Genomic DNA, 21,981 nt, shown 5'->3' with positions numbered 1-21,981 from the left:
TCGCGCCTCAGTGCTCCTCGCCCGCTCAGCTTTGGATTGCTCTACAAAAATGGAGCGATATGGCTGCGGTAAAGATTCCCAGGAGATCGACCTTGAGCGCGGGCATTCTCGCATACCGCAAGGCCGCTCGTGGGCTCGAGGTTCTGCTCGTTCATCCCGGCGGTCCGTTCTGGCGGAAGAGGGATGATGGCGCCTGGTCCATTCCAAAGGGCGAAATCGATGCCAATGATCCTCCGGAAGACGTCGCACGACGCGAGTTTGCCGAAGAACTCGGCCCGAGCGCTTCGATTGGTCCACTCCAGGCGCTGGGGGAAGTCCGACAGCAAGGAGGGAAGCGCGTCATCGCATTCGCCGGCGAGGGCCACTTTGACCCCGCGGCGTTGATCAGCAATACCTTCGATATCGAATGGCCGCCTCGAAGCGGTCGACGGCAGAGCTTTCCCGAAGTCGACCGCGCGGAATGGTTTGATATCGAGCTCGCGCGGACCAAGATGCTGTCCGCTCAAGCTGAGTTTCTCGATCGTCTTTTGGCGATCGCGGTTGAGAGCGCCGGGAAATGATGTTCAGGATTGGAATCATTTCGGACACGCACGGTCTGTTGAGGCCCGAGGCGGAACGAGGCCTGACGGGCGTCGATCACATCATCCATGCCGGTGACATCGGACGCCCCGAGATCGTTGACGCGCTTCGCCGCATCGCGCCCGTCACGGCCATTCGTGGAAACGTGGACAGTGGCGAGTGGGCCCGCGAATACCCCGACACGAAATTCGTACGCTTGGCGGGAAAGTCGATCTATGTTCTGCATGACCTGAATTCGCTGCAGGCCGATCCCGGCGCCGGTATCGACGTCATCGTCTCCGGGCATTCCCACGTGCCGAAGATCGACACGATCGGTGGCGTTCTCTATCTGAACCCCGGCAGCGCGGGACCCCGGCGTTTCAAGCTGCCGATCACGCTTGCGACGCTCGAAATCACGCGTGCGGGCGTGCGACCGGAGATTCACGACCTTGGAGGCGGTTGAGCGCACCACGGCGCAGGGAATTCACAGCGAAGGAGGCGAATGCGTTAGTTCGTTCCGTTTGCCCGTTACGCCCGAAGGGAAGCGCTATTTGCGCGGACGTTCTCGCTCGCGGACGACATCCTTCGCCCGCTTGTCGGACCTGAGCCCGAGGTAGACGGGCTGGCGCAGTTCGCCCTTACTCGTCCACTCCGCGAATTTGACCTCGGCAACCAACGAGGGCTTGACCCAGGTCGTGGCCGCCTCGTCCTTCACTTTGGCTGGGAAGGGTGATTTGGGGGTCGTCAGCTTTACGAGCTTGGCATGGAGGTCCTCCAGGACCTTGTGGCTGAATCCAGTGCCGACATGTCCGATATAGCGCCATGTGTCGTCTCCCCGCACGGCGAGGACCAGGGCGCCGAAGAACGGCCTGGTGCGCCTGGGCTCTGTGAAGCCCGCGATCACCACTTCCTGCCGCTTTGCTGTCTTGATTTTCAGCCAATCCGGGGTCCGGCTTCCGGACCAATACGCGCTGTCGGCGCGTTTCGCCATGATGCCTTCCAGACCCTTCCGCTCGGCCTCGGCGAAGAATTTCTTGCCGTTCGCTTTGCGGTGTCGGCTGAAGGCGATCAGCCGGTGGCTCGGCAGGATCACTTTCAGCCGCTCCTTGCGCTTGAGAAGAGACTGTTTGCGCAAGTCAACTGCGTCCTCAAACATGAGATCGAAGGCGCAATACACAAGCTTCGCTTCATGACGCAGCGCGTTTTGCAGCAGCTGGAAATGCGAGACGCCGTCGTTTCCGATCGCAACAAGCTCGCCGTCGATTACGGCGTCGCCCTTCACGCCCTCCAGCGCTTTGGCGACCTCGATATAGCTGCCGCTGATGATCTTGCCGTTGCGGCTGTAGAGTGCAACCTTGCCCCGCCGGATCTCCGCGATCATCCGGAAGCCATCGTACTTGTCCTCGAAAACCCAGCCGGGGTCGTCGAACGGCGCGTCGGTGAGCGTCGCGAGCATTGGCTGCAAGCGCTTGGGCAGGGTCGACGTCCGGCTCATTCAAGGGCCAATCCTTCAGAGCGTGTTGCGTAATGCAGGGACGTCCTTCAAGAATGAAGGAACGCTCAAAGCCATGGCATGTTCCGTCAGACGCCGCGGCAAATCCCAGAGTGCGCGACGTTAACTACAAACGGGAAGGCCTGATCAGACCGATGGCGAGAAAACTGAAAACCTACCAGACTTCGCTGGGCTTCTTCGATCTGGCGATAGCCGCTCCTTCCATGAAGGCGGCTCTGGAAGCGTGGGGCGCAGACAGCAATCTCTTTCATCAGGGCGCGGCGAAGGAAAGCGATGATCCGGACGTCATCGCCGCAACCATGGCAAAGCCTGGCGTCGTTCTCAGGCGCCCGGTCGGATCCGACGGATCTTTCAAAGAACATGCCGAACTGCCCACCGATCTTGGCGACGGCAGACCGACGAAAGCTGTCCGCACGTCGAAAGGCTCGAGGACGAAAAAGCCTTCCTCTCGCCCCGTGGACAGCTGCGGAGCGAAAGGCCGCGTTGGAGTACCAACGGGAAGAGAGGCGTCGCGAGCTTGAACGAGCGAGAGAGGAGGCCGCCCGGCAGAAGGAGCGTGAACGCCGTCAGCAGGCGGTCGACAAGGCGCAGGCTGCGTTGGACAAGGCCGAGCAGGAGCACGCGAAACGGGCCTCAGCCATCCAGGCTGAAGTCGAGGCTCTTGAGAAGAAATCGCGGGCCGAAGAAACCCGCTGGCAGAAGGAGAAGGATCGATTGGAAACTGCGCTGCGGCGCGCGCGAAGTTAGAAGCTAGTCAGCCATCGGTCTAGCATTGCCCTCGTCGCGCCTCTACCTTTCTACGACGCTCCAAAGATCACATTGCTCAATGCGGCTCTGCGTGATGTTGCATAGGCCAGTATTGAAGTTGAACTCGCGATTGGCGGAGGCGAAAGACAAAAGATTCGGAAGAATGACCTCCGAACGGCGCAGAACTATCCGGAGGTCAATGGTTCGCAGTTTAGAGCGCGGGGTTAGAAGAAGCTGGACTGGATTCTCGATCTTCCGGCAGCGGTCTCAGGGATCCTTCCAGGAGACGCCGAACTCGCGGCGATCGGAGTGGATCGTCGAAGACTGTCGAGTACGGTGGGCGCGGCGAAGTTTGCGCGAACTTTGTCATCCACCGGATCGATACGGTTCAGCACGTCTCGGGGTAATCCGATGTCACCCATTGCAACCCTCCTTCTTAGGCGGCCAGAACCCTCGACGTCGAGCAGAGACGGTTCGGTTTACCTCCGGGAGGATTGCGTGGACCACCGTCGAGTTCGCACAGTGCCTCGAGGATATCGTCGATGGTTACTGGCGCTTTCAGTCCCGGCGGTGCCCGCAAGGACGGGCAGGAGGCGATGGCCGATGCGTCGGACGCCCAGGATGCCAAAATGGCGCGTTTCTCCGAGGTCGACAGCGAAGGGTCGGCCAGCACATCCCTCGGATGGTCGAACACAGTCCCGGGATGCAGCAGAGCGTTGAAGTCGATGACGTTGTCGTCGGAAGCGGTCGTCGGCCGCATGGTATCCTCCATTCCGTAGACGAAGTTGGATGCCGCGCGTCGGCTGACGCGCGGCGTTGCTCGATGGGGTTGAATTAGGCCGCTTTGGCCTCGATCTGTTGGACGTTGCCTGAAGACGTTGCGCCGGCAATCGCGATGCGGCGCGGCTTCATGGCCTCCGGGATTTCCCGAACCAATTCGATCTTCAGCAAGCCGTTGTCGAACGTTGCGCCCTTGACCTGGACGTAGTCCGCCAAGTTGAACTGGCGTTTGAAATGGCGCGTCGAGATCCCCCTGTAGAGAAACTCGCGCTCGGCCTTCTCGGTCTTGCCGCCCTCGATCGTGACGACATTCTGCTCAGCCGTGATGGAGACTTCGTCGGGCGAGAAGCCCGCTACCGCCAGCGTGATCTGGTAGCGGTCTTCGGCCAACCGCTCGATATTGTAGGGGGGATAACTTTCCTCGGTAGCCCGCTGGGCCGTCTCGGCAAGGTCGAACAGGCGATCGAAGCCGATTGTCGACCGGAACAGGGGCGAGAAGTCATAAGTGCGCATAGCCAAATCCTCCAAAGAGCAAGATGGGTATGAGGCACCGGACACGACCGGTGCCCGTCTCAGTCCGAGGCCCCGGAGGGCACCTCGAACGCCACCCGAAGGTGACGCCAAAAAAATTAGCAAAACCGGTTTTGGTTTCAAGAGGGGAGGCAAAAAAATCGTCGGGTGAGGGGTCAGGCGATCCCGGTCAAGTCGCGCAACGTCGAGATGAGTTGGGCACCACTATACGGTTTTGGGATGAAAACGCTGCCCGCCGGCAGATCCTCGTCCGCACATGACCGGACGTCGCGACTATCTTGATCAGCGGTCAACGGTCCCGGGCGAACCGGGCGAGCTTTAGCCATGTTCTACTTCCAGATTGAGCCGAATTGTCGCGAGAAGGCGCTGCCTGATTACAGGTCCTCGCGTAATCCTCGAAAGAAGGGGTGCCGGACCTTTCCCTCGGCAGACTTCGCGCGGTACTCGATCTCGGCCAGAAGCTTGGGTTCAACCCAGATGCCCTTGTGGTTGATGCGCTTGGCATAGGGCTGGGTCTTTCGGATGAGAGGCTTAAGCCGCTTCTGCAGGTCGGCGGCCGAGACCTTGTCGAAGCCGTGGTCGACTTTGCCGGCGTAGACCAGATCGTCGCCTTTGCGCCGGCCGACATAGAGTCCGTCCCACTTCGTGCCATCGAGTGCGAAACCGGCAATGGTCAACGTCTCCCGCTGCACGCAGGTCTTCTTGACCCAGTCGTTCGTGCGTCCCTTCGGATAGGCACCGTCCCGTACCTTCGAGACAACGCCTTCGAGGCCGAGCTTGCAGGCGTGCGCGAACATCTCGCGGCCCTCTATCTCGAAACTTTCGCTGAACTGGATGTCGGTGCCATTGAGGATCTTCTTGAGCTCAGTCTTGCGCTGAAAGAGCGGGAGTTTCCGGAGATCGCGGCCGTTCAGATAAAGCAGATCGAACGCCACCAGCACGATGCTTGTCGACTTGCCCTTGAGCTCGTTCTGCAGGACCGAGAAATCGGTCGTGCCGTCGGCGGCCGGTACCACGATTTCGCCGTCTACCACGGCCGAGGTCGCCTTGATCCGCCAGACGTCATGGGCAACCTTCTTGAAACGGTGCGTCCAATCGTGGCCGCGGCGGGTGAAGATCGTCGCCGCCTCGTTGGCCAGATGGACCTGAACACGATAGCCGTCGAATTTGATTTCATGAATCCAGCGGGCCCCTGACGGCACCTTGTCGATCGAGGATGCCAGAGCGGGCTCGACGAAGCCTGGCAGGGGCGCCTTGACGCCGATCGCCTCGGGCTTTTTACGCTGAAACGCCACTGAAGAACTCCACGCTACAACCGATTCAAATTGGCACAGTTCGAATCGTTCCGGAACCTCAGAATCCCCTTCGCGTTGCTTGGATGTCATAACAGGAGGCACCCATGGCGGTAGCGAAGAAGACGAAGACGGCGCGCGGGCGAAAACAGGATCGGGCGCGGGTGGCCGGCGGGCAGAACTATGAAGTGCAGTACGAGGCAAAGAAGACCGGAAAGTCGGCGCCGGCGGTGAAAAAGGCCGTCAAAAAGGTCGGCAATGCGCGCAAGCGCGTGGAGAAAAAGCTGGGCCGCTGAAATGGGAAGGCCGGGCTGGCGTTGAGGCTCGGCACGGCCTTCTAGTCCGGGGGGCATTCCGGGCAGGTATCACCGATCGAGTTTAGCACGTCGCGAACCTCGGCCGCCGCTGCATCAGGGGTGACGCCTGCAGGCGGGTCTCCACGGGCGATATCAAGGGCCCGCTCCCGTGCATTGTGGATCGGCGCGATCTTGCATCCAACCGTGTTCTTCGCACTCGCGGATGGCGCCCGCTTCCTGGAGCACCTTGATCGCCCATCCACGCAGCGTCCGTATCGCTGGCCTTCGTTCACGCGTCATCAGCATTGAAATAACTCCTGCTACGACGAATCGCGATGTGCGTCATTCGTTCCCTAGTTAGCACGGGCTGGGATTTGTAATGACGAGAGGGCAAGGTTTGGCGTGCAATGCGCGACCGAGCCACGGCATTCGAAAAGCTGCAAAACTCTTCCCGATGCTTCAGGTCCGAGCCTTTGACGCGCAGACCGAAGCACGAGAGGAGGTCGCAGATTCCCTCGTCTTGGATTTCCTGGCTTTCCGTTAGGGCGCGTGCGGCTTCGCCGCACCGGGCTCTCGTGAACCGAGCCGCTTTGCGTCTCGGCCATCCGGCTCCGATCCCTCGCGCAGAGACGGCGGAGCTCCTCGCCGGGGGCACTCGGGAAAGGGGCTCGCCTTCGGCGATCGCTATCACTGCCCCTGTCCCGGGTGCCGCTGTTAACCGGTCTCGTCGCTGCACTCGGACCCGCGTGACCCTTCGGGTCGCTATGCTCACGCTCTCCGGGTGCCATTTCAGTGGGACGATGCGCCATTGGCGCACGCCTGATCAGGGCCTGCGGCCCTAAGCAGTCAAGGCCACGTCCCATGAAGAAATGGGACGCAAGGTGGGTCGCTCCGCAGATTGCGGCGGGGCGTCACGCGTCGTCGTTTCCGCGCAAGAGGCTAAGAGCAAGAGAGCTGAATGGGGTTTGTCGTGACGGGTCACAGGCTGCGAGAGAGGCTCGCGGCGCCCGTCGCGGAGACCCGCGATGTCCAGACATTATCCTCGCGCACACTCCGGTGAGGACCGGGCGAGCCTTTATGATGAAATCACCAAAAAGATCATCGGCGAACTTGAGGCCGGCCGACTCCCGTGGGTGCAGCCTTGGGGCACCGCGGCGACGGCGTGCTTGGCAATGCCGAAAAGCGCCGCGACTGGCCGCCAATACAGCGGCATCAATATTCTGATCCTCTGGGGGGCTGCCACCGAGCGAGCATTCACAGGTCAGAGCTGGCTTACCTTCCGCCAGGCGCTGTCGCTCGGTGGTCACGTCCGCAAGGGCGAGCGCGGGACTACTGTTGTTTATGCGGACCGCTTTGTACCGGTCGACGAAAAGCGGCGCGCGAGCGAAACGGGCGACGAAGCGCAGGCCATCCCATTCCTCAAGCGCTTCACTGTCTTTAATACTGATCAATGCGACGATCTGCCTTCGGGGATCACGACGACGGTGCCGCCTCCGCCGCCAGGCCTGATCGAGCCGCGTGTCGAACAGCTCATCAAGGCGACCGGCATCAACTTCCGCATGGGCGGCAACCGCGCATTCTATGCGCCGGCAGAAGACTATGTGCAGGTGCCTCCACCACAAGCCTATTTTGAGCCGATCAATTGGCATCGAACCGCCTTGCATGAGCTGGCGCATGCCAGCGGCCATCAGTCACGTCTCAACCGTGACTTGTCAGGCGGTTACGGTACCAAGAAGTACGCCTTCGAGGAGCTCATCGCAGAGATATCGTCTGCGTTCAGTTGCGCGTCGCTCGGTATCGTACCGACGGTGCGACATGCCGACTATATCGGCTCCTGGCTCGAGGTGCTTCGCGAGGACAATCGCGCGATCGTGCGAGCTGCCTCTCAAGCCAGCAAGGTCGCGGATTATCTGCTTGGCTTTCTGCCGGAGTCCGTTGTTGACGTGACGACCGAGAGAGCGGAGCAGGAGGCAGCGTGAAGATCTCGCCAGTCGCTTCGGAAACGAGAGTGAGAGGGGAGATGCGGTTTTCGCGACGGGTTGGAGGCCGAGAGAGAGGCTCCCGGCCGCCCGTCGTGGAGATCAGACATGACGAAGGCTGTCCAAAAGATCACCCTGTCGCCCTCGCGGGACATTCCGTTCAACAAGCTGGTGCTTAGCCAATCCAACGTGCGGCGCGTGAAAGCGGGCGTTTCGATCGAGCAGCTCGCCGAGAGTATCGCGCAGCGTACGCTCCTGCAAAGTCTCAATGTCCGGGCGGTTGTGGACTCGGAAGGTAATGAGACCGGCATGTTCGAGGTACCGGCCGGTGGCCGGCGTTATCGCGCGCTGGAACTTCTCGTCAAGCAGAAGCGCATGGCGAAGACGCAGGCCGTTCCGTGTGTCGTGCACGGCGCAGGTGACCGAGGCGGTATATGACACTCCTACGGGACGGACTCGGCTCATTCCGCAGGGAGCACGGCTGATAGGTGCTTACGATAGTCAAGTCGCATTTGGGCAGTCGCGCGTGCTTCTGGTCTGGACCAGGTTGATCATGCCGAACGGCCGGTCCATCGTGCTGGAGCGGCAGCCGGGTGCCGACGCCGCAGGTTACTCAGGCCTCGAGGACGAAGTCGACAATCATTGGAAGGAATTGTTGAGCGCGGCTGCGCTCTCAACCCTGCTTGCGGTTGGGACCGAGGTGAATTCCGGGAGCGACGTCAACAACAGCAACAGCGGCATCATCCAGGCTTTGCGGCGTGGGGCTGGCGACTCCGCAAATCAAGTCGGGCAACAGCTTGTCCGGCGTAGCCTCAACATCCAGCCGACGCTGACGATCCGACCGGGATTTCCGGTGCGGGTCATCGTCAGTCGCGATCTCGTGCTCGAACCGTATGGGGGCTAGCAGCATGGTCAAACTCAAACTCGGGGCACTTACCGACGACAAGCCGGTCAAGGTCACACATGAGCTGCCGGCGAGCGTACACCGAGACCTGGTCGCCTATGCCGAGTTACTTGCGCGCGAGAGTGGTCAGCCCGTCGGCGATCCGGTCAAGCTGATCGTCCCCATGTTAGTGCGGTTCATGGCAACGGATCGGGGTTTTGCAAAGCTTCGCCGCACATCAAGTGACCGTACATCGTGAGGGGTAGCGCTCTGAAAGAAGTCGCAGGTTGTCATCCTGCCAACCGGCAGAGTAGCTCAATACGCTCGGCCCGGTGCATGCTAATTCCGGTCCCCATGTTAACAAGACTCTTGTCCACGCAGTGCCTTGATATCAGTAACTCAGCCCTGCGCTTGTCAGTAAATCACCAGGCAAAGTGTAGTGCGGGACTGGCGGGGAACCTGGCGATGACGAGTGTGGGCGAGGCTAGTCTTTGCGCCCAAGTTCAGGTTTTCGTCCTCGTGCCGGAGGCGCGGCTTATCGACCAGATTCCATCGATGGTTTATCTGTTCGATTCATTTCAAATCTGGGGCTCAATACAAGTCGCCTTAAGCGGATGCCTTCGCCTTCTGCCTACCAGAAGGCTCGTAGTTCTGGGCAAGCGGCGGGAAGTCTTCGGGAGTGAGCGTCTCCTTCTCAAGCAGAAGCTGCGCACCTTGATCCAGCAACTCGCGGCGTTCGCATAAGAGTGCTTTCGCGCGAGCGTAGCTGTCGTCGATAAGATGCTTCACAGCCAGGTCAATCTCACGCGCAGTTTCTTCGGAATAATCCTTCTCGCGCACGCCAACCGTCTGGTCACGTGGCGAGATCGTCGGCAGCTCCCGTCGAAACCTCGCCGAATACGACTTGTTCAGCCGCCCGGCCGGCCAACAAGACCACCATGCGGTCCTTCAATTCCCCCATGGTGATAAGGAATCGATCGTCAGTCGGCCGTTGCATTGTGTAGCCGAGCGCGCCGATCGAGCGTGGGATGATGGACACTTTGTGCACAGGTTCGGTGTCAGGAAGGTTGGCGGCGGCGAGCGCATGGCCCATTTCGTCGTAGGCGACGACTTGCCTCTAATCCGGCTGCAACAATCGGCCCTTGCGTTCCGAGCCGGCAACAATCCGCTCGACCGCCACTGTAAAGTCGGCCGTCGCCATTGAATTCCAGGCGCCGGGCCATCAAAAGCGCTCATGACAATTCTGAACGTGTCGAGCTGAAGCCAGGAGAGTTCGAATGCGCGGATAGCTCGAGACGGCGTGCCGCTGACCATCGCCATAATCGTTGATGTGATCTGTCGCTCGGCGACCGTCGCCACGGTCCTACCCGTCTCGCCGCCGCTCAGGATCTTGTTCAGCCGTAGTCTGCCGCCATCGGAAAAGCCGACCAGCACCTCGTCGATGAATGTTGATACCGGAAGGTTGTTGGAGGCCGGCTGAAGAGCCATTTAAATTCGCAGAGGGTACCTGCGAAAACCTCCAACGCGGGCAATCTTCACGTAGTAACAGGGGACTATTCTGTTACGCAGTGGAGGATTGACCACGTTCCTTAGCTTACGCCAATCGATTACCGGCGTCGTTCACCGCAAGCTCGCGCGGATGCTGAGCAACCAAATCGACAACCTTACGCGCTTCGTCCACTTCGCCCAGATAGCCAGTCGTGCCGCGAATGTATTGTTCATTCGACAGCATCGGGATTCGTGGCAGGCGTTAGTGCTGCCGATTCGTGAGGATCTCAATGTCATGTTCGCGCGACGGAATTCCTCTAGAAGAACTTGAGACCTCTCACACGTACACCGCGCCGTTGAAGCGCCTTAAGAGCGGACGGAAATCGCCATCTCCCGAAAACAAAACCATCATACCGTCGATCGCATTGCGTGCACTGTGAGTTCGATCCCCATTCTGCATCTGCTGCTGCGGCGACCACCATTCCCAACAAAGTCCTTAGTTATTTTTGAGACCACGACGAAGCCGTGGTAGGCAAGCCAATCAAGCAAAGGCAGAATGTCAGAACGCATTTGGTTTTCCTTGTTAGCGGCGTAGAAGAACGCTCACCAAACAATCGCTTCTAGCTTTCGACAGTCAAATGTTGAAACCGAGCGCTCTTGCCGTGAAATGAAAACGGACACCATCAATGAACGGGGCAGCGCTGGCATTGGCGTCCTTATCCTTCATTTGACGGGAGGTCGTTCTGTTCGGGGCGCTTGCTTAAGATGGAGCGACCACCGGCATTCGGGCAATCTCTTTGCCATCGTCATCGACTGCGCGGACCTCACAGTCCCGATATTTGTCCCCCCTGTACGCAAGCTCGGCGGCCAAAACTGAGGCATAAAGTCGCGCAGCCTCGGTGTCTGTTAACACCGTGCCTGTTTCGTCTTCAACCGTTCTTGCCTTGCACAAGATGTGAAAGTAGTAACGCATCAAACCTGAAGTTATAAGTAGTGGCCTAGCCTCAGCAAAATAGTGCTTTCACGGCCCTCCGTATCGGCTAAGTAGGAACTATCGTTCGGCCAAACTATCGTTCGGCTATCTGGCTAAGGAGATGTTACGTGGAAACCGTCTTCTCAACCGAACAGGTCCATCCGCGCGATAAGTTCGATTTTTGGCATAGCGTTGCTTGTAAACAAATCGTTGATCATGATGCTCAACCTTTGGCGCGATCAAGCTTTGAGGCCAAGATCGAGGCGGGAGAATTCGGCGGTTTGGACGTGATTGTCGTCAATACGTCGCCGATGCAGATTTCGCACGCCGCAAAGCACATTTCTCGCACAAAGTCGGACTACTTGTTTGTATGCCGCCAAATTTCAGGCAAGGTGAAACTTGAGCAGTGTTCTCGCGAGGTCGTATTAGAGCAAGGCTGTGTGACGCTCTTGGACCCTTTGCTGCCCTACGCGGGAAAGTTCGCACAGGATTGCAAAATGCTTGTTGTCAAGGCTCCACGTCGCGAGTTGGAAGCGCGCCTTGGGAGGGTTAGGGATGTAGTCGCTTGCTCAGTGAGGCCTCGTCGGGCGCAGGATCGGCTAACATCATCAGTGATGGCCATGTTACCTTCGCTTTCGAAGGAAAAGAATTCCGTGAGCGATAAAATCGTAACGAGTGACCTCCTCGATTTGATCGCCGTGTCGATTACTAAAACTCTAGGCGATGACCGTCCCCGCGTCTCCTCGGCCAGAGCCCTTATGCTGCTGAACATTCGCGGGGTTGTCGAGGAGCGATTGACTGATCCTGCCCTCGATGCTCAGGCCGTGGCCGATGCCGTGGGAATAAGCTTGCGATACGCGAATAGAATTCTCGCCGAGCTCAATACATCTCTCACGCGCTTTATTTTGGCGAGACGGCTCGCACGATGCCGCTACGCTCTTGAAGATCCCACCCAGGCGCACCGTACCGTCAGTGAGATTGCGCATGCTTGGGGATTTTCCGATCTGACCAATTTTGGTCGTCGATTCAAGCAAGCGTACCGCATTCTACCCCGCGACGCGCGGGAAGCTGCCAAGCGATCATGACACGGTTAACACGTTGAACCTTAGCCTTGGTCTGTCGCGAAAGGTTTTGCTGCGCTTCGGCACTTGAGCCAGACGAGTTTCGTGCGAATAGAATCAGAATTGCTTAGAGCCGAATAGCTCAGCAAAATGCGGGCCCACCGTCCGGTGCGATCTCAAGACCTCGGAGCACTCAAATGAGCCCTATTGCGGGTATGACCCAAGCAAGTCCGCGGCAGTTGTAGCGCTGCATTCGGGCAAAGCCCGCTGTACTATTCAGGCGCTCCGAGCCGCCACGTCACTAACTGTTTGCGTCTGGCCCTTGATCCCCAGTCGATCGAGTAAAGCGTTGGCAACAGCTTCCGTGGATGCTGGATTTTGTCCCGTGACCAGATCGCCATCGGAGATGGCATAGGGCTGCCACTTCTCTTTCCGGGAATAGTTGCCGCCGTTGTTCCTCAACATATCTTCGACCAGGAACGGTACGACGTCCGTCAGTTCAATTGCAGCCTCCTCGAGGTTGGAAAATCCGGTGACGGATTTGCCGGCGACGAGGGGAAGGCCATTGGATGCCATGGTGTAACGCAACGCGCCGGGCCCATGGCAGACGAGCCCTAATGGACGACCCGTGTAGGCCATGGTTTCGATCAGTGCGATTGAGTGAGGGTCATTGGCGAGATCCCATAACGGCCCGTGGCCGCCTGGATAGAAGGCGGCATCATGGTCGCGGGCCGAAATGCTCGACAGCGTCCGGGTGTTCGCCAACTCGGCTTGCGCGTGACCGTCGCGCCGAAAGCGAATAGTCGCTTCGGTCTCCGCCTCGGGCCACTCGCTTCTTGGATCGACTGGGGGCAGGCCTCCGTAAGGCGATGCAAGTGTGAGAACGATGCCGGCGTCCTTGAAGATGTAATAGGGCGTAGCGAATTCATCGAACCAGAGGCCAGTCTTCTTGCCAGTGTCCCCAAGTCGGGCGTGCGAGGTTAGTACGATCAATATCCTCATCTCAGGTTTGCTTCTCTGCTCAGCACCTGGGTGGTGGAGCATCGGGCATCACTGTTCGACGTTCATTGAGGGTCATCAATTTTGCCGTCAAAGTTCAAACAGCGCTGATCGGCACCGGCTTTTGGTTCTTGTCGCGTCACATTGATTGTCGGCGAACTAGCTCGCGCTAGTCGAGCGCCTGTTCGGCCTTAGCAGAGACAAGTTGATGAAATTCCCGCCTTGCTTGGCGTACACAAGATCCCGCGAAATCAAGACATGGCTGAAAAACACCGAGGCCTGGCAGGCCGGTCGCGCATTTGGCGAGTCAGCCCGTCAGTATCTAACCGGGATCAAGAAAACCGCTGCGCTGCAGCACTTAAAAGTTGCGCCGAGTCGTCGTCAGGCACATAAATTCTTCTTTAGACCTTGAACCTGCGCTGCTTAGCTCAGACCAGGTCGCTCCGTTTTCGAACCGGATTACTCTTGTGATCGGCCCCAAGATAAAGGCGACAGCCGGCGCAGCCTCTTTCGTGGAGTGTCTGTTGTTGAAGCATCATCGTTCACGTGATGAGGATCTCAGTTGAGCATCTCCGTTTGATGAAAATTGATCCCTGTCAAGGCCCTAAGACAACTGCAGCGGCATACTTTGCCGCGCTTCCGTACTCCTGGAACGAAAGACGGCGGAGTGTTGAGAAGAATCCACGCTGCTTAATAGGCTGATCTGAACAAATTTCGACTTTTGCCGCATGTCCCGCTGCTGACCATGATGTGGCCAAGCGGAGGTGTCGTTGAGTCGTCCGCCGACCCTCTCCTCGTGCTGTGTCCCTGTTATGGCCGCTTCGGGTGGGATGCGGTTGCCAATCTCGATTACGACCAGCCGATGCTGACCGAAATCCATGCGTCTAGGCTTAGGTTCATCACTCCGCTGGTTCGACAAGAGGGCGAGACCACATGCAAAGTTCGTGTACCTCCGTCGCGCTCGCCGCGTTCATCCTAGGCATTTGCAGCTCCATGGGTGCAGCCCAGCCGCAGAGTGAGGATAAAAAGTCGGGAGATTCTCCTTGGAGTACCGGGCGCACGGTATTGCCGGACAATCAGGGTCAACCTCAGCCACAGGGCTTGACCGGCCCACTATCGACAGGCACGGGCGGCGCTCCACCGACAAGTCCACAGGGGGGCACACCGCCAGACATGCAACCCGCGCCGGGCGGTGCGACCAAGAGCATCGTTGATCCTTCTCCTAGACAGTAATGCGTGACGTGGCTGCACGAAGGGAGAGCCCGATGAATTGCCCCTTCATCGGTCCGGCCTTGCGGTTTGCTGACGCCGTACACGGGGTCAGGGCAGGTGGCCTTCGGTACTCTCACTTTTCGCAATCACAGCGAAGAGAGCTGTGCTATCGGCGCGCAGTAGACGGGGCAGGAGGAAAAAATCTGTCGAGAAATTGATGTTTGTCAGATGCCCACGGGTCATGCTGTGCGCATAGTGGCAATTGAGTTTGATCAATAACGTCCGTTGCACCGCTTGGAAAGGCTCGTGTATGAAAGGACGTGTCCAAGCAGCCTTGCATCGGCGCGATCTGCTTCGCCTCACGATTGTAAGCGCTGCCGTCGCGACCGCTGGAACGTTGACCATCGAGCCCATTGTGGCTGAGCCCATGGGTAGCGGTAAGCGCAAGCCCCGTTACCAGGCGAACTCAGCCGAGGTTCAAAACTTCTATCGCGTCAACAGCTATCCCGCCCGCTAAGGAGGCGCGCATGCTGTTCAGGAAGTCGGAACGTCGCAGTCGTGGGCAAGCAGCTGTCGCACCGTCTCAACCACGCAGGGGCATCGATCGCCGTATATTCTTGAATGGGTCGGGCCTCACCGTCGGTGCGCTGGCGGTGCTTGGCGACTTGCCGCTCGGTTGCGTTCGCCAGGCGGAAGCCGGCCCGCCGCCTCCCTCGGGTGCCAGGGTTAACACCCGCAAGAATATCTGCACACATTGTTCGGTCGGTTGTTCGGTTATCGCAACAGTCGCGAACGGCGTGTGGATCGGGCAGGAGCCAGATTATGACAGCCCGATCAATCGTGGATCGCATTGCTGCAAGGGCGCCGCGGTACGCGATGACGTCTTGAGTGAGCGCCGCTTGCGCTACCCCGTGAAGCTTGTCGATGGCCAATGGACGCGTGTGTCATGGGAGCAGGCCATCGACGAGATCGGGGACAAGCTCATTGAGGTTCGCGACAAGTCCGGACCGGAGTCGGTGTACTGGCTTGGATCCGCCAAGTTCACCAATGAAGCCGCCTACCTCAACCGCAAGCTTGCGGCCTTCTGGGGCACGAACAATTCCGACCACCAAGCGCGTATCTGCCATTCCACGACGGTCACCGGGGTAGCAAATACCTGGGGCTATGGCGCGATGACCAATAGCTACAATGATATTCGAAATGCCAAGACCATCATGGTCATGGGCGGCAATCCCGCCGAGGCGCACCCGGTTTCGCTTCAGCACATTCTTGAAGGCAAGGAGCTGAACCGGGCCAACATGATCGTTATCGATCCACGAATGACGCGGACGGCCGCGCACGCGACCGAGTATGTTCGCGTTCGCCCCGGAACCCACATCGCGACGATCTACGGCATGCTTTGGCACATCTTCCAAAACGGCTGGGAGGACAATGACTTTATCCGCCAGCGGTCGTATGGCATCGACGAGATCCGCAGGCAAGTCGCGAGGTGGACGCCCGGAGAAGTCGAGCGGGTTACAGGTCTGCCTGAAGCACAGGTCAAACACATCGCGGAAATGTTCGCCAAAGAGAAACCCGCAACATTGATCTGGGCTATGGGGCAGACGCAATTCTCGACCGGTACAGCGAATGTCCGTGCCAGCTGCATACTGCTGCTGGCGACAGGCAACGTCGGAGGACCCGGAGGCGGCGCCAATATTTTCCGTGGCCACACCAATGTGCAGGGGGCTACCGATCTCGGCCTCGATGTGACGACGTTGCCACTCTATTACGGCCTGACACAGGATGCCTGGCAGCATTGGTGCCGGGTATGGGAGGTCGATTACGACTGGATCGCTTCGCGCTTCGCGAGCAAAACGCTGATGGAAAGTCCGGGAATTCCGAGCACGCGCTGGTTCGACGCGGCTTTATTGCCGAAGGATCAGGTCACACAGCCCGACAATGTGCAGGCGATGTTCGTCATGGGACATGGCGTCAACACGATCACGCGGATGCCGGAAGCCAAGCGAGGGATAGAAAAACTCGAACTGCTGGTGGTGTGTGATCCCTATCCGACCGCATGGTCGGTGCTTTCGGAACGCAAGAACGGCATCTATCTCTTACCGACCTGCACCAGCTTCGAGATGGATGGTTCGCGGACCGCCTCGAATCGCTCGCTGCAGTGGGGCGAGAAGATCGTGGACCCGGTGTTCGAATCGAAAAACGACTACGAGACGATGTATCTGCTCGCCCGCAAGCTGGGTTTCGCCGACCGGATGTTCAAGAACATCAAGGTAGAAAACGGCGCGGTATCGGTGGAGGATATTCTGCGCGAGATCAATCGCGGCGGCTGGTCGACCGGCTATTGCGGACAATCGCCAGAACGGCTCAAGGCGCACATGAGAAACCAGGCCAAATTCGATCTGGTCACCTTGCGGGCGCCGAGGGATGATCCGGAAGTGGGTGGAGACTATTACGGTCTGCCGTGGCCGTGCTGGGGGACGCCTGAGTACAGACATCCCGGTACGCCGATTCTCTACAATACCAATCTTCCGGTGAGCGAAGGCGGTGGCACGTTCCGCGCGCGGTTCGGCGTCGAACGCATCGTCAAGCGCAAGGTGATGGAGAACGGGCAGGAAGTCGAAAAGGAGCAACACGACAATTTGCTTGCTGAAGGCTCGTATTCGGTCAAGTCCGAAATCAAGGACGGCTACCCCGAGTTTACGCTGGCCGTGCTGAAGAAGCTGGGATGGGACAAGGATTTGACTCCGCAGGAAATGGAGGTCATCCTGCGCGTCAATCGTGCCAATCCCGATGCGGTGTCATGGGCGCTGGATCTTTCCGGCGGGATTCAACGTGTCGCGATCGAGCACGGCTGCTCGCCGTACGGCAACGGCAAGGCGCGGATGATCGCCTGGAATTTGCCTGATCCAATTCCGGTCCATCGCGAACCGATCTACACCCCCCGCCCGGACCTCGTGGCTGACTATCCGACGCTGCCGGATGCCAGGCAATTCCGCGTGCCCAATATCGGCTTCAGCGTTCAGAAGACTGCCGTTGACAAAGGCATTGCCAAGCAGTTTCCCCTGATCCTGAGCTCGGGCCGGCTTGTCGAATATGAAGGCGGCGGCGAGGAGACGCGATCCAGTAAATGGCTAGCAGAGCTGCAGCAGCACATGTTCGTCGAAATCAATCCGACGGACGCACGCGCCCGCGGAATCAAGGATGGCGGATGGGTTTGGGTGACCGGGCCGGAGAGTAATTCGAGGGCTCGCATGAAGGCCTTCGTGACGGAAAGAGTAAGCGAGGGAGTGGCCTGGATGCCTTTCCACTTTGCCGGTTGGTACGAAGGCGCCGATCTGCGTCCCAAGTATCCGAAAGGTGCGGATCCGATCGTACTCGGCGAGAGTGTGAACACGCTCACGACCTACGGATACGATCCATCGACCGGCATGCAGGAGCCGAAGGCCACCCTTTGTCAGATCAGGGCGGCGTAAGAGGATAGAGCCATGGCGTGCATGAAATTCCTTTGTGCCGACCGCAACATCGACAGCAATGCCTGCGTCACCGCCCGCAAAAAACGAGAATGACGTCCCCTGGAGAATGACGGCAAGCCCGGTGAGCGTTCGGCTTCGATGGGCTGCATGCATTGCACGGGCCCACCCTGTGCGGAGGTTTGATCCGCAATAGCAACGCCAAGATGCAAGCAGCCCAAATGGCGACGGGTTGTATCAAACGCATGTGGAACACCATCGCTTTCGCTGGGAATTTGGAGCTGCTGGATGCTAAGGTCGTGGGCTACTGTCGTTGACAACCAGCAATTTCAGACCGGGCGTCCCATCACGACGCTGCTCTGTCTCACGATGATCGGGCTTTTGACCTGCCTTGCGTGGGTGCGCGATTGCGAAAGCTCTTCATTTGAGGGGTCTTGTCCTTCCAAAAGATCGCCTCGAATTTCAGGATCGCACGATGAATCGCGAGAGGCAACATTTCCGATGCGGCACTGGCCAGAGCAATCGCACACTCAAAATCACCACGCTGCCAATGCTCGATGGCGGCGTGTATCTGCCGCATCGATGCGTAGTAGGAACAGGTCTCGATGTGATGAGGGTTGCCGATTGCGTATTCCTCACGCTAGATGCGTGCACGAAACAGGCAGTGAAGACCATCAACTACCTGCCATGCGGAATCGGCACACTGACGTCTGTCAATAATCAGCCCTTGGTTACGGCACTTTGCTATCTCACAGATCCACGAGAGGCGCATCTTATCGGGCGGACGCTGTGCGATCAGGCGCACAACGAACGCCGACAGCGCGGCGAGGGTAACACGGACTGGTTAGCGGTTGGCAGGTATCGGCCAGCAATGGCGGTTTCCATTCCTGAATTGATAGCGGTCAACGCTTGCTCGCGATGAAGGGGCTAGTGTGGCTCATTCGTTCGGGATTGGCCATGCGGAAGATAGTGCAAGGCATCGTCACGTTTCTCGCGATCGCTGTCGCATCCCCAGCGTTCGGCCAAGGTAGCGTGCGCTACGAGCTGCTCCCTGAGCCGGATGTCAAGTCTAACACCTCTTACCGGACGGCTGCGGCCTATGTGGTTGACAAAAACGAAAATCAATTTTTTGTCTGTTCGGCGCGCTACAACTATCGTGACCTGACGGCGAACAATGGTTCGTGCGTCAAGCTCGACCCGACGATCGGCCGGCCATCGCTAAACGAGACACATGTGGCGCATGCAGTGACCGGGCTCCACGATGGTCAACCCGTTCCTGCCGGTGATCTGGTTTATCGACCCAGGCAGCGGGGATGTTCAATTCGCGCCATCCGTCACCCCGGGCTATGCGTGAAAATTAGTCTGCCGTGAAGAACAAAGGACTCGCATCATGACCGTCACCGAGGCCACCCGCACTACCGTACTTCCTTCAGGTGAACCCATTCCAATGCTCGGCCAAGGGACCTGGCACATGGCAGAGAATCCGCTGAACCGGCGCAACGAGATCAAAGCGCTACGCCTCGGCATCGATCTCGGCATGAGCCTGATCGACACGGCCGAAATGTACGCCGACGGTGGCGCCGAAAGGCTTGTCGGCGAGGCCATCAAGGGCCGGCGCGACGAAACCTTTCTGGTGAGCAAGGTGCTGCCTCAGAACGCCACCCGACAGGGCACGATAACGGCTTGCAACCGAAGTCTGGCCCGGCTTGGGGTACATGAGATTGATCTCTATCTGCTGCATTGGCGAGGACTCACTCCGCTGGAAGAAACCGTCGATGCTTTCGAGGCTTTGGTTGGCGCAGGCAAGATCCGGAACTGGGGCGTCAGCAACTTCGATATCGGTGACATGGAGGAACTCGTCGACTTGCCCAATGGTGCCAAGGTCGCGGCCAATCAGGTGCTCTACAATCTCGAGCGTCGCGGCATCGAGTTCGACCTCTTGCCATGGTGCCAGCGTAGCGGCGTCCCCGTTATGGCCTATTCGCCGATCGAGCAGGGCCGTGTATTGCGTCATGTCGCACTCAAGACGATTGCGGCGCGTCTCGGCGCGACCCCGGCACAAGTGGCGCTGGCCTGGGTGCTACGCCAGGACGGCGTATGTGTGATACCGCAGTCGGGCAAGCCGGAGCATGTTCGCGAGAACCGTGGTGCGCTGGACGTTCGCCTGACGCCACAGGATCTGGCGGATCTCGATGAAACCTTTCCGCCGCCGGACCGCAAACAACCTCTGGCGGTGCATTGAGGCCAATTCGGGAGCCATCCGACAATGAGTGAACAAGCCCGCCACATCGTTTGTCCACACTGCACGAGGATCAACCGAATTCCGGCCGGGAAAGATGCGCGCCAGGCGAAATGCGGCCATTGCCACCAGCTCCTGTTTACGGGACATCCGACGCCGGTTTCCGCTCGCAGCTTTACCACCCACGTCCAGCGCAACGACATTCCCGTCGTGGTCGATTTCTGGGCGGAGTGGTGTGGGCCCTGCAAGGTGATGGCACCGGTTTTCGAGCGTGCGGCCGGCGAGTTCGAACCGGAACTTCGTTTCCTGAAGGTTGACACAGAGGCGGAAGCCGAGCTGTCGACCCGCTACAACATTCGAGGCATTCCAACCCTGATGCTATTCCACAAAGGGAATGTCGTCGCGCAACGCGCGGGCGCTGTGGGTGCCGAGGCGTTACGCCAGTGGTTGCGCCAGCATGCGCCTTCAGCCGCGCCTGCAGCCTCATGAGTACACCATCACGGTTTTGATGTTGACGAACTCCCTGATGCCGTAGCAGGACAATTCACGCCCATAGCCGCTTTCCTTGATGCCTCCAAAGGGCACCCTCGGATCGGAACGAACGTTGTCATTCACGAAGACCATTCCAGATTCGATCTCGAACTCTGCAATCCGTTCACCGCGCGCAAGATCGCGCGTGATCACGGCGCCGCCAAGCCCGAATGGGGTGTCGTTCGCCACCGCAATCGCCTCGGCCTCGCTCCGGGTCGGGATGATTGCCGCAACTGGGCCGAACAATTCCTCTTCATAGGCCGGCATGCCTTTCCTCACGTCGGTGAGAACTGTCGGCGGGTAGTAGGCTCCCGGATGATTGGGCACGGTGCCGCCGAGCAGCAGGCGCGCTCCCTTTCCGACGCTTGCGATGACCTGCCGGTGCAAGGTGTCGCGCAAATCGTGCCGTGCCAGCGGACCTATCTCTGTCCCACGCTCGAACGGGTCTCCCATCTTGGTCTGGCTCATCAGCTCGACAAAGCGTTTCTCGAAAGCCGGCCTGGCCTTTTCGACCACGATGAATCGCTTGGCGGCGATGCAGCTCTGGCCCGAATTCACCAGCCGGCCTCTGACGCAGATGGCGGCCGCGGAGTCGGGATCGGCATCTTCCAGGATCAAATAGGGGTCGCTGCCGCCGAGCTCGAGCACGGTCTTTTTGAGCGTGGCGCCAGCCTTGCTCGCGACTGCGCGTCCGGCGGCGGCGCTACCCGTCAGGGTCACCGCGCGCACGAGCGGATGCTCGATCAGGGCGTCGACCTGCTTGTTGCCGATCATCAATGTGCGGAACAGATTTTCGGGAAAGCCGGAGTCGCGAAAGATCGGTTCGATCGCAAGCGCACAACCCGGCACGTTAGAGGCATGTTTGAGCAGTGCGGCATTGCCCGCCATTAGGCTCGGCGCTGCAAAGCGAAAAACCTGCCAGAACGGAAAATTCCAGGGCATCACCGCGAGCACGACCCCGATCGGATTGAACGTGACGAAGGTCCTGCGTGCCTCCGTCCCTATCGGGTGAGATGTCAGGAAATTCTTCGCATTGTCGGCAAAGAACTCGCAGGCCTGAGCACATTTCTCGGCTTCCGCGACGCCGTCCTGGAGGGGCTTTCCCATCTCCTTCGCCATTAGTTGCGCATATTCGCGCGCCTTCTTGTTCAGGATCTCGGCTGCGTTGCGCATCAGCGAAGCGCGGTGTTCGAAACCGGTTCGACGCCAGGCGAGGTAATCCCGGTGAACCTTGCCGACGACGTCTTGCGCCTCCTCGGTCGACCATTCCTCATATGTCGCAAACGGCTCACCGGTGGTGGGGTTGATGGATTGAAATGTCATGGCGGATGGTCCTCGCATCGCGCTCGGGTCGGGCGGCACTCGCTGCGTCGATCACCATGAGTATGCGAGGTTCGATAGACCATGACGGCCGTCAATTTGCGCG

At 59.0% G+C, this 21,981-nt stretch carries 20 protein-coding genes and 6 pseudogenes; 16 read left to right on the top strand and 10 right to left on the bottom strand.

Features of this window, described 5'->3' with window-relative positions; all coding sequences use genetic code 11:
- The first annotated feature begins 59 nt into the window (after window positions 1–59).
- Together Q2941_RS02235 and Q2941_RS02230 are read left to right on the top strand one after the other, a co-directional pair.
- Window positions 60–560 (top strand): NUDIX hydrolase, encoded by a 501-nt coding sequence (locus Q2941_RS02235; RefSeq protein WP_458191484.1) that lies wholly within the window; start codon window positions 60–62, stop codon window positions 558–560.
- The gene (locus Q2941_RS02230; RefSeq protein WP_458191483.1) at window positions 557–1,021 is read left to right on the top strand and encodes a metallophosphoesterase family protein; all 465 of its coding nucleotides are present in this window, start codon (window positions 557–559) and stop codon (window positions 1,019–1,021) included. The genes Q2941_RS02235 and Q2941_RS02230 overlap by 4 nt, the downstream gene beginning before the upstream one ends.
- 84 nt (window positions 1,022–1,105) lie before the next feature.
- Here the strand turns inward: Q2941_RS02230 and ligD (Q2941_RS02225) are convergent, their stop codons facing one another.
- A complete protein-coding gene (gene ligD / locus Q2941_RS02225) occupies window positions 1,106–2,053 on the bottom strand; it encodes a non-homologous end-joining DNA ligase (protein WP_458191482.1) in 948 nt (315 codons plus the stop codon).
- Between the two features lie 152 nt (window positions 2,054–2,205).
- Here ligD (Q2941_RS02225) and Q2941_RS02220 point away from each other — a divergent pair.
- Window positions 2,206–2,818, top strand: a pseudogene (locus Q2941_RS02220) (cell envelope biogenesis protein TolA).
- Window positions 2,819–3,254: 436 nt separating this feature from the next.
- Here the strand turns inward: Q2941_RS02220 and Q2941_RS02215 are convergent.
- From Q2941_RS02215 to ligD (Q2941_RS02205), 3 genes are all read right to left on the bottom strand, one after another.
- Entirely contained in the window at window positions 3,255–3,578 is a 324-nt protein-coding gene (locus Q2941_RS02215) for a hypothetical protein (RefSeq protein WP_458191481.1), read from the bottom strand.
- Window positions 3,579–3,652: 74 nt separating this feature from the next.
- A complete protein-coding gene (gene hspD / locus Q2941_RS02210) occupies window positions 3,653–4,111 on the bottom strand; it encodes a small heat shock protein HspD (protein ID WP_458191480.1) in 459 nt (152 codons plus the stop codon).
- A 392-nt stretch (window positions 4,112–4,503) separates the two neighbouring features.
- Window positions 4,504–5,424, bottom strand: coding sequence for a non-homologous end-joining DNA ligase (gene ligD, locus Q2941_RS02205; protein WP_458191479.1), 921 nt, complete (start codon window positions 5,422–5,424; stop codon window positions 4,504–4,506).
- A gap of 104 nt (window positions 5,425–5,528) precedes the next feature.
- On the opposite strand from ligD (Q2941_RS02205), the gene Q2941_RS02200 reads away from it, so the two are divergent.
- Window positions 5,529–5,717, top strand: coding sequence for a DUF3606 domain-containing protein (locus Q2941_RS02200; RefSeq protein ID WP_458191478.1), 189 nt, complete (start codon window positions 5,529–5,531; stop codon window positions 5,715–5,717).
- 41 nt (window positions 5,718–5,758) lie between these two features.
- On the opposite strand, the pseudogene Q2941_RS02195 reads toward Q2941_RS02200, so the two are convergent.
- A pseudogene (locus Q2941_RS02195) lies at window positions 5,759–6,023 on the bottom strand (hypothetical protein).
- A 719-nt stretch (window positions 6,024–6,742) separates the two neighbouring features.
- On the opposite strand from Q2941_RS02195, the gene Q2941_RS02190 reads away from it, so the two are divergent.
- The 4 genes and pseudogenes from Q2941_RS02190 (at window position 6,743) to Q2941_RS02175 (ending at window position 8,838) form a co-directional block, all read left to right on the top strand.
- Window positions 6,743–7,696, top strand: coding sequence for an ArdC family protein (locus Q2941_RS02190; protein WP_458191477.1), 954 nt, complete (start codon window positions 6,743–6,745; stop codon window positions 7,694–7,696).
- Between the two features lie 108 nt (window positions 7,697–7,804).
- Window positions 7,805–8,116: pseudogene (locus Q2941_RS02185) on the top strand (ParB/Srx family N-terminal domain-containing protein); the annotation flags it as partial.
- Window positions 8,106–8,600: pseudogene (locus Q2941_RS02180) on the top strand (TraB/TrbI/VirB10 family type IV secretion system protein); the annotation flags it as partial. The pseudogenes Q2941_RS02185 and Q2941_RS02180, both read left to right, overlap by 11 nt.
- Before the next feature lie 4 nt (window positions 8,601–8,604).
- A complete protein-coding gene (locus Q2941_RS02175) occupies window positions 8,605–8,838 on the top strand; it encodes a DUF2274 domain-containing protein (protein WP_458191476.1) in 234 nt (77 codons plus the stop codon).
- A 347-nt stretch (window positions 8,839–9,185) separates the two neighbouring features.
- Here Q2941_RS02175 and Q2941_RS02170 read toward each other — a convergent pair.
- Window positions 9,186–9,768: pseudogene (locus Q2941_RS02170) on the bottom strand (ATP-dependent zinc metalloprotease FtsH); the annotation flags it as partial.
- Window positions 9,769–9,879: 111 nt separating this feature from the next.
- Between Q2941_RS02170 and Q2941_RS02165 the strand changes: the two are divergent.
- Complete coding sequence (locus Q2941_RS02165; protein ID WP_458191475.1) at window positions 9,880–10,059, top strand: hypothetical protein; 180 nt, start codon at window positions 9,880–9,882, stop codon at window positions 10,057–10,059.
- 114 nt (window positions 10,060–10,173) lie between these two features.
- Here Q2941_RS02165 and Q2941_RS02160 read toward each other — a convergent pair whose 3' ends face one another.
- Together Q2941_RS02160 and Q2941_RS02155 are read right to left on the bottom strand one after the other, a co-directional pair.
- Window positions 10,174–10,311 carry a hypothetical protein gene (locus Q2941_RS02160; protein ID WP_458191474.1) on the bottom strand — a complete coding sequence of 46 codons (138 nt, stop codon included), beginning with the start codon at window positions 10,309–10,311 and terminating at the stop codon, window positions 10,174–10,176.
- A gap of 516 nt (window positions 10,312–10,827) precedes the next feature.
- On the bottom strand, window positions 10,828–11,040 hold the full coding sequence (locus Q2941_RS02155) for a DUF6894 family protein (protein WP_458191473.1): 213 nt from the start codon (window positions 11,038–11,040) through the stop codon (window positions 10,828–10,830).
- 128 nt (window positions 11,041–11,168) lie between these two features.
- Here Q2941_RS02155 and Q2941_RS02150 point away from each other — a divergent pair, with 128 nt between their 5' ends.
- On the top strand, window positions 11,169–12,125 hold the full coding sequence (locus tag Q2941_RS02150) for an AraC-like ligand-binding domain-containing protein (protein WP_458191472.1): 957 nt from the start codon (window positions 11,169–11,171) through the stop codon (window positions 12,123–12,125).
- 252 nt (window positions 12,126–12,377) lie between these two features.
- On the opposite strand, the gene Q2941_RS02145 is transcribed toward Q2941_RS02150, so the two are convergent.
- Window positions 12,378–13,103, bottom strand: a complete 726-nt coding sequence (locus tag Q2941_RS02145; RefSeq protein ID WP_458191574.1) for a type 1 glutamine amidotransferase domain-containing protein — start codon at window positions 13,101–13,103, stop codon at window positions 12,378–12,380.
- Between the two features lie 1,736 nt (window positions 13,104–14,839).
- On the opposite strand from Q2941_RS02145, the gene Q2941_RS02140 reads away from it, so the two are divergent.
- The 6 genes and pseudogenes from Q2941_RS02140 to trxC all read left to right on the top strand — a co-directional run bounded on the left by Q2941_RS02140 (window position 14,840) and on the right by trxC (window position 20,513).
- Window positions 14,840–17,788, top strand: coding sequence for a formate dehydrogenase subunit alpha (locus Q2941_RS02140; RefSeq protein ID WP_458191471.1), 2,949 nt, complete (start codon window positions 14,840–14,842; stop codon window positions 17,786–17,788).
- A 12-nt stretch (window positions 17,789–17,800) separates the two neighbouring features.
- Window positions 17,801–17,968, top strand: a pseudogene (locus Q2941_RS02135) (formate dehydrogenase); the annotation flags it as partial.
- Between the two features lie 292 nt (window positions 17,969–18,260).
- Entirely contained in the window at window positions 18,261–18,707 is a 447-nt protein-coding gene (locus Q2941_RS02130; protein WP_458191470.1) for a hypothetical protein, read from the top strand.
- 35 nt (window positions 18,708–18,742) lie between these two features.
- The gene (locus tag Q2941_RS02125) at window positions 18,743–19,156 is read left to right on the top strand and encodes a hypothetical protein (RefSeq protein WP_458191469.1); all 414 of its coding nucleotides are present in this window, start codon (window positions 18,743–18,745) and stop codon (window positions 19,154–19,156) included.
- A gap of 19 nt (window positions 19,157–19,175) precedes the next feature.
- Complete coding sequence (locus tag Q2941_RS02120; protein ID WP_458191468.1) at window positions 19,176–20,027, top strand: aldo/keto reductase; 852 nt, start codon at window positions 19,176–19,178, stop codon at window positions 20,025–20,027.
- 24 nt (window positions 20,028–20,051) lie between these two features.
- Window positions 20,052–20,513 (top strand): thioredoxin TrxC, encoded by a 462-nt coding sequence (gene trxC, locus Q2941_RS02115; RefSeq protein ID WP_458191467.1) that lies wholly within the window; start codon window positions 20,052–20,054, stop codon window positions 20,511–20,513.
- On the opposite strand, the gene Q2941_RS02110 is transcribed toward trxC, so the two are convergent.
- Window positions 20,508–21,878 carry an NAD-dependent succinate-semialdehyde dehydrogenase gene (locus tag Q2941_RS02110; RefSeq protein WP_458191466.1) on the bottom strand — a complete coding sequence of 457 codons (1,371 nt, stop codon included), beginning with the start codon at window positions 21,876–21,878 and terminating at the stop codon, window positions 20,508–20,510. The two genes, trxC and Q2941_RS02110, sit on opposite strands and share 6 nt — an antisense overlap.
- Between the last annotated feature and the right edge of the window lie 103 nt (window positions 21,879–21,981).

This window comes from Bradyrhizobium sp. UFLA05-153, assembly GCF_054185185.1.
Note: the sequence above shows the minus strand (reverse complement) of the source record. Positions and strands in the feature narration are given on the sequence as shown.